Genomic DNA, 6,752 nt, shown 5'->3' with positions numbered 1-6,752 from the left:
CAACCGCGCCGCCCGCCCCGTTCCGGGTACGCACAACCCAGCCCCTCCGGGGGAACCCGCGGTGTTCCCATGCCGCATCATGGGGGCGTCGTTTTACCCCGCGCGGGAGTTCCCCTGAATACCACCGTCGCCGAGATCCTCGCCGTCACCCTCCTCCTCGCCGTGCTGGCGTTCGCCGTCGCCCGCCCCCGCGGCTGGCCCGAGGCGGTCGCGGCGGTGCCCGCGGCCGCGGTCGTGGTGGGGGCGGGGGCCGTGACACCGGCGGCGGCGTGGGAGGAGACGCGGAGCCTGCTGCCCGTCGTCGGGTTCCTGGCGGCCGTGCTGCTGCTGGCGCAGATGTGCGCGGACGAGGGGGTGTTCGAGGCCGCCGGACAGGCCGTGGCCCGTGCCTGCCGGGGGCGTACGGACCGCCTGCTGGGCGGGGTGTTCGCGGTGGCGGCGGCGGTCACCGCCGTACTGAGCCTGGACGCGACCGTCGTCCTGCTGACGCCCGTGGTGTTCGCGACCGCGACCCGGCTCGGCGCCCGCTCCCGCCCGCATGTCTACGCCTGCACCCACCTGGCGAACTCGGCCTCGCTGCTGCTGCCGGTCTCCAACCTCACCAACCTCCTCGCACTGGAGGCGAGCGGGCTGTCGTTCACCCGGTTCGCCCTGGTCATGGCCCCGGCCTGGCTGGTGTCCATCGCCATCGAATTCCTGGTCTTCCGCCGCTTCTTCGCCGCGGACCTGGCCGCAGGGACGACGAAGCCGCCGCCCGCCGAGTGGCCGCGGGTGCCGGTGTTCGCGCTGACCGTGCTGGGGCTGACCCTGGCCGGGTTCGTCGTGACGTCGCTCCTCGGCCTGGAGCCCGCGTGGGCCGCGGGGGCGGGGGCGCTGGTGCTCGCGGTGCGGGCGGTGGCGCGGCGGACGACGACCGTACGGGGCGTGGTGGGCGCGGCGGGCCCGCTGTTCTGCCTGTTCGTGCTCGCCCTGGGCGTCGTGGTGCAGGCGGTCCTGGACAACGGCCTGGAGGCGGCGCTGTCCCGGGTGCTGCCGGTCGGCACGGGCCTGCCCACACTGCTCGCGATCGCGGCCATCGCGGCGGCGCTGGCGAACCTCGTCAACAACCTGCCCGCGACGCTGGCGCTGCTGCCGATCGCCGCCGAGGGCGGCCCGGGCCCGGTCCTGGCCGTGCTGATCGGGGTCAATCTGGGCCCCAACCTGACCTACGTCGGCTCCTTGGCCACGCTGCTGTGGCGGCGTATCGTCCGCCACCACGGGGCGGACGCCGACTCCGGGCTGGGCGAGTTCACCCGCCTCGGGCTGCTCACCGTGCCGACCACGCTGGTGGCGGCGACGGTGGCGCTATGGGCCATGCTGGCGACGCTATGAGGAACTCATGATCGTGCTCATCTGGATCGCCGAGGGAACCTGGCAGTCCGCCGTGGACGCCGCCCGCGACCAGCTGTCCGCGGACGCCGACGCCGAGGTCCGCCTGCTGTACGTCACCGACGACCACGTGGCGGGCGCCGCGCACGGCGCCTTCGCCGGGCTGCTGGGCCGGGGCCGCCCCGGACGGGATCCCGGCGATCAGTTGGAGGAGCTGGCGGCGACCGCCGCGTCCGAGCTGCTGGACGCCGCCGCGGAGCGGCTGCACCGGCCCGTGACCCGCTTGCGGCGGCACGGCCGGGTCGAACACGAGGTGGTGCGCGAGGCGGACGGCGTGGACCTGCTCATCTGCGCCCGCGACGGGGACCGCCACCGGCTGGGGCCCCACAGCCTGGGGCCCGCCGCGCGCTTCGTCGTGGACCACGCACCCTGCGCCGTCCTGCTGGTGTGGCCCGAGCCCGCGCCCGGTATCGAGTCGCTGCCGCCACCGCCGCCTTGAGCGGACCTTCAGGGGTGGCTCAGGACTCGATCCAGTTGTGCGCCTGGGCCAGCTCGATGACGCGCCGGCGCACCTGCTTGATCTGGTCGGCGGTGAGGCTGCCGCCCATGTCGACCAGGGTCTCGGTCAGCTCCTGACGGAATTCGGCCACCGAGAGCACATCGCACATCGTGTCGTCGCCTGAGTCCGGTGCCGGGGAGGACCGGACGACCGGGGCGGCGCCGCGCTCCAGGATGCGGACCTCGGAGGCCTTGGGGCCCTTGTCGCCGTACTCGGGGATGAACCGCACCTTCGAACCGGGCTGGAACAGGTGCTTCTCGTCCAGGAGATCGTTCGCGTGCATGAACACATCTTCGCCACCGTCGTCCGGGGCGATGAAGCCGTAACCGCGAAACTCGTCGAACCGCAGAATCTTGCCCGTCGTTGTCAACGTGCCACCCCTACCCCTGTACCTCTACCTCATGTACCTCATCGAACACCGAGCTCAGCGTACAGAAGGCGGTGGAGCCGAAGAAGGGCCGGGGTCGACCGCGACCCGGACGCCGCGCCGCAGACCCCACCCCTCCATCGCCCCCGCCTCGGCCTCCAGGACGTGGCGTGAAAACGCCCGTGGCAGCCCGAGCCGCCCGGGGCGCAGGGTGGTGACGGTCAGCACGGTCATCCGCCGGTCGAGATAGGCGACGTCGATGGCGAAGCGCATCCGGAAGGTGTGCACCCCGCTCGCGGGGGTCAGCAGGATCGCGCCGGTCAGCCCGTCCCGGCCGAGCAGCCCGCGGGACCGGGCGCGGTAGGAGGCGGCGATCTCCAGCGGTACGTCCGCACCGCCCGGGACGCGAAGCGTTCCGGTGCCGTCCCGCCAGCGGCCCATGTACGTCCCCTTCATCACCCGTCGTCCACCCTTGGGATGAGTGTTCCACCGACGGGTTCCCCAGGCCCGTCCCTTCCGTAGGCTCGGGCCGTGCAACCGTTGCTGATCGCCCTCGCCGCCGCGTACGGCGCCGCCGCCGGGCTGCTGGTGCCGCGCCCGCTGTACCGGCTGGCCGTCGAGACCGGGGAACCGTGGCGCGCGGACTGCCCGCGCGGGCACGCGCTCACCGGACCGGCCCGGGGCTGGCTGGGCCTCGCCCGCTGTCCGCGCTGCGGGAACAGCGAAGTGCGGTACGGAACCGGACCGGTGCTCCCCGTCCTGCTCTCCGCGCTGGTGTGTGCGGGCCTCGCGGCGGCCACCGGGCCCCGCCCCGAGCTGGCGGTGTGGCTGCTGCTCGCCCCGCCCGCGGTGCTGCTGGCGGGGGTGGACCGGGCGGTGAACCGGCTGCCGGACGTGCTGACCCTGCCGATGGCGGGCGCCGCGGCGGCGCTGCTCGGCGCCGCCGCGCTGCTGCCGCACAGCGCCGGGTCCTGGCCGCGGGCGCTGCTGGGCGGGGTGGTTCTGGGCGGGGCGTATCTGGTGCTGTTCCTGATCAGCCCGCGCGGAATGGGCCTGGGCGACGTCAAGTTGGCGCTGACGCTGGGCGTGGCCCTCGGCTGGTACGGCTGGCCGGTGCTGTTCTGGGGCGGGTTCGCCGGGGTGCTGCTGGGGTCGCTGTACGCGATGGCCCTGGTCCTGGCGCGGCGCGCGGGCCGCGGTACGCCGCTCGCGTTCGGCCCGTTCATGATCCTCGGCGCGGGCGCGGGGCTGGTACTGGGGGCGCTCGGCACCGGCTGACGCCCCGGGCCGTCGACGCCGCGTACATCCTCACCCTCGCCGATGCATGGACAACCGCTCACGAAGGGTTATGGTGGAAACCCCCCCTCGGGCCGGTCCGTACTCCCCCCCCACGGACCGGCCCGCTCTATTACGGGGGCTTTGTGGGGTCTTCGCGGCGTGACGGCGGCACACAGCCCGCACGAGGCGTCACGCAACGTAACGGTGGTGGGGGTTCCGAAAGGCCTCCGGACGTGCGTGCGGTGTCTCGATACCCCGTCCGACCGGCTCGGTTAGCCACCCCCGCCGCCCCGCAGTAGGGTGCTGCCCTTGGGGCGGACAGCCATGGCGAGCCATGCAAAGCACTGAGGGGCTGGAAGACGTGAAACTGCGCGACCTGGTGTACGGGCTCTACGCACGCCGGGTGGAGGGCCGCCTCGACCACGACCAGGTGCCCAAGCACATCGGCGTCATCCTCGACGGCAACCGCCGCTGGGCCCGCGCCTCCGGGGGTACCACCGAGCAGGGTCACAAGGCGGGCGCCAGCAAGATCCAGGAGATGCTGGGCTGGTGCAGTGAGACGGACGTCGAGGTCGTCACGCTCTGGATGCTCTCCACCGACAACCTGGACCGCCCCGAAGAGGAGCTGAAGCCGCTCCTGAGCATCATCGAGGGCGCCGTGCGCGACCTGGCCTCCGATGGCCGGTGGCGGGTGCACCACGTGGGGAACCGGGACCTGCTGCCCTCCGGCACCCAGGCGGTCCTCAAGGAGGCCGAGCGGGACACGGAGCACATCGACGGAATACTGGTCAACGTCGCCGTCGGCTACGGCGGCCGCCAGGAGATCGCCGACGCGGTGCGCTCGCTGCTCCTCGACCACGCCACCAAGGGCACGTCCTTCGAGGAGCTGGCCGAGGTCGTCGACATCGACCTCATCGCCGAACACTTGTACACCCGCGGTCAGCCCGATCCGGACCTGGTGATCCGCACCAGCGGCGAGCAGCGGCTGTCGGGCTTCATGCTCTGGCAGAGTGCCCATTCGGAGTACTACTTCTGCGAAGTTTTCTGGCCCGCCTTCCGCAAGGTCGACTTCCTCCGCGCCCTGCGTGACTACGCGGCGCGGCACCGCCGCTACGGCAACTAATCGCCTTATCCCACAAAGCAGTTCACCGGCCGGGGCCGGACGTGACACCGCGTCCGGCCCCGGCCGCCGTGTAGCACGCCCGTTCCTCAACGTTCACGTACGGGTTGTCATATGCCGTTGCATGGCTCCGCACCTTCGAGGGAATATCCCTTCCAGGTCGACGCCCTGTTCCACTGTCCAGTCGGGCGTCGAACTGCCAGCGGACGGCATCGGGTCGTTCGCCCGGGAGGCCCTTTGCACACGGACGACTGTGCGGATCGTGCGTATGACGCGGAGGGCCGGCGCTCGGCCCGTTCCGTGGGCCTGAGCCCGGTCCGCTCCCCGTCTACGGCGGGGACACCTCACTCCCGCGACGCCGTCGCACCCCAACCTCTCCCGAGGGGGTTCGTCCACCCGTGGTGACCAGCAAGAAACGCCGCGAGCACGACCGGCGCACCTATGTCCTCGACACCAGCGTCCTGCTTGCCGACCCAGGCGCCATGTCCCGCTTCGACGAGCACGAAGTCGTGCTGCCGGTCGTGGTGGTCACGGAACTGGAGGCCAAGCGACACCACCCCGAGCTGGGGTATTTCGCCCGGCAGGCGCTGCGCCTGCTGGACGAGTACCGCATCCGGTTCGGCCGTCTGGACGCTCCGATCCCGATCGGCGACCTGGGGGGCACCCTGCGCGTCGAGCTCAACCACTCCGACCCGGGAATCCTGCCCGCGGCCTTCCTCACCCACGGGGGCCGCGTGGGGGACAACGACGCGCGGATCCTCGCGGTCGCCCGGAACCTCCAGGCCGAGGGGTACGACGTCACGGTCGTCTCCAAGGATCTGCCGCTGCGCATCAAGGCGTCCTCGGTGGGGCTGCTCGCCGAGGAGTACCGCGCGGAGCTGGCGATCACCGACTCGGGCTGGACCGGGATGGCCGAGCTGGCCGTCTCGGCCGAGCAGGTCGACGACCTGTTCGCCGCCGAGACCGCGTACATCCCCGAAGCCGCCGAACTGCCCGTGCACACCGGACTGGTCCTCCAGTCCGAGCGCGGCAAGGCGCTGGGCCGGGTCACCCCGGACGGCCAGGTGCGGGTGGTGCGCGGCGACCGCGAGGCGTTCGGCATCCACGGCCGCAGCGCGGAGCAGCGCATCGCGCTCGACCTGCTGCTGGACCCCGAAGTGGGGATCCTGTCGATGGGCGGCCGGGCCGGTACGGGCAAGTCGGCGCTCGCGCTGTGCGCGGGCCTGGAGGCGGTCCTGGAGCGGCGGCAGCACCGCAAGGTGATGATCTTCCGCCCGCTGTACGCGGTGGGCGGCCAGGAGTTGGGCTATCTGCCCGGCAGCGAGGCCGAGAAGATGAGCCCCTGGGCTCAGGCGGTCTTCGACACGCTGTCCGCGGTGACCAGTTCCGAGGTGATCGAGGAGGTCGTGGAGCGCGGGATGCTGGAAGTGCTTCCGCTCACCCACATCCGCGGCCGGTCGCTGCACGACGCGTTCGTGATCGTCGACGAGGCGCAGTCGCTCGAACGGAACGTACTATTGACCGTTCTGTCCCGGATCGGCGCCAACTCCCGGGTGGTGCTCACCCACGACGTGGGGCAGCGCGACAACCTCCGCGTCGGGCGGTACGACGGGGTGGTGGCGGTCGTCGAGAAGCTGAAGGGGCATCCGCTCTTCGCACACGTCACCCTCAACCGCTCGGAGCGGTCGCCGATCGCGGCACTGGTGACCGAAATGCTGGAGGACGGACGCATCTGAGCCGGTAGCGTCCGGTACGTCGGCAACGCGCCGCACGGAAAGGCCAATGAGCCTAGCTGTGCGGCGCGTTCTCGCGCGTGGATTTCCAGAAACCCTAGGGCGTAAACGGCGTGTGAGCTTTCACACCTGCCGGGGAATTGCCTCCGGGTATCCGTGTCCGGCAGTCTGTGGGTTCTGTCAGGCCCCGCATACGGCACACCAGTACCGCCAGCGGTACAGAACCACAGCAGTACCAGAACTGAAGAGAGTTCGCCGTATGCCGCCCGAGCACCTCGCGATCCTCCTGCGGGAGGACGCACCGGGCCAGTGCCTCCCGTGACCAGC

Annotated in this window: 7 protein-coding genes; 5 read left to right on the top strand and 2 right to left on the bottom strand. The window is 71.7% G+C overall.

The genetic code is table 11. The annotated features are described in order from the left end of the window. The first annotated feature begins 69 nt into the window (after positions 1 to 69). Positions 70 to 1,371, top strand: coding sequence for an SLC13 family permease (locus SSOG_RS16495; protein ID WP_009715373.1), 1,302 nt, complete (start codon positions 70 to 72; stop codon positions 1,369 to 1,371). 7 nt (positions 1,372 to 1,378) lie between these two features. Next, the gene (locus tag SSOG_RS16490) at positions 1,379 to 1,867 is read left to right on the top strand and encodes a universal stress protein (protein ID WP_009715372.1); all 489 of its coding nucleotides are present in this window, start codon (positions 1,379 to 1,381) and stop codon (positions 1,865 to 1,867) included. 19 nt (positions 1,868 to 1,886) lie between these two features. Here the strand turns inward: SSOG_RS16490 and SSOG_RS16485 are convergent, their stop codons facing one another. Both SSOG_RS16485 and SSOG_RS16480 read right to left on the bottom strand, forming a co-directional pair. After that, positions 1,887 to 2,297, bottom strand: a complete 411-nt coding sequence (locus SSOG_RS16485) for a cold shock domain-containing protein (protein ID WP_009715371.1) — start codon at positions 2,295 to 2,297, stop codon at positions 1,887 to 1,889. A 54-nt stretch (positions 2,298 to 2,351) separates the two neighbouring features. Continuing rightward, positions 2,352 to 2,735 carry a DUF192 domain-containing protein gene (locus SSOG_RS16480; protein ID WP_039941179.1) on the bottom strand — a complete coding sequence of 128 codons (384 nt, stop codon included), beginning with the start codon at positions 2,733 to 2,735 and terminating at the stop codon, positions 2,352 to 2,354. A 90-nt stretch (positions 2,736 to 2,825) separates the two neighbouring features. On the opposite strand from SSOG_RS16480, the gene SSOG_RS16475 reads away from it, so the two are divergent. The 3 genes from SSOG_RS16475 (at position 2,826) to phoH2 (ending at position 6,428) form a co-directional block, all read left to right on the top strand. Then, positions 2,826 to 3,572: a prepilin peptidase gene (locus tag SSOG_RS16475; protein ID WP_009715369.1), complete on the top strand. Its 747-nt coding sequence runs from the start codon at positions 2,826 to 2,828 to the stop codon at positions 3,570 to 3,572. A gap of 361 nt (positions 3,573 to 3,933) precedes the next feature. Continuing rightward, positions 3,934 to 4,695 carry an isoprenyl transferase gene (locus tag SSOG_RS16470; RefSeq protein ID WP_009715368.1) on the top strand — a complete coding sequence of 254 codons (762 nt, stop codon included), beginning with the start codon at positions 3,934 to 3,936 and terminating at the stop codon, positions 4,693 to 4,695. Positions 4,696 to 5,090: 395 nt separating this feature from the next. Then, entirely contained in the window at positions 5,091 to 6,428 is a 1,338-nt protein-coding gene (gene phoH2, locus SSOG_RS16465) for an RNA 5'-3' helicase PhoH2 (protein ID WP_009715367.1), read from the top strand. Positions 6,429 to 6,752 lie beyond the last annotated feature (324 nt).

This window comes from Streptomyces himastatinicus ATCC 53653 (assembly GCF_000158915.1).
Classification (GTDB): domain Bacteria; phylum Actinomycetota; class Actinomycetes; order Streptomycetales; family Streptomycetaceae; genus Streptomyces; species Streptomyces himastatinicus.
This window is presented reverse-complemented; position numbering and strand designations above follow the sequence as displayed.

Excerpts from the sequence above, each read along its gene's own strand:
- SSOG_RS16495 (WP_009715373.1), top strand. The coding sequence starts at position 70 with ATGCCGCATCATGGGGGCGTCGTTTTACCCCGCGCGGGAGTTCCCCTG.
- SSOG_RS16490 (WP_009715372.1), top strand. The coding sequence starts at position 1,379 with ATGATCGTGCTCATCTGGATCGCCGAGGGAACCTGGCAGTCCGCCGTG.
- SSOG_RS16480 (WP_039941179.1), bottom strand. The coding sequence starts at position 2,735 with ATGGGCCGCTGGCGGGACGGCACCGGAACGCTTCGCGTCCCGGGCGGT.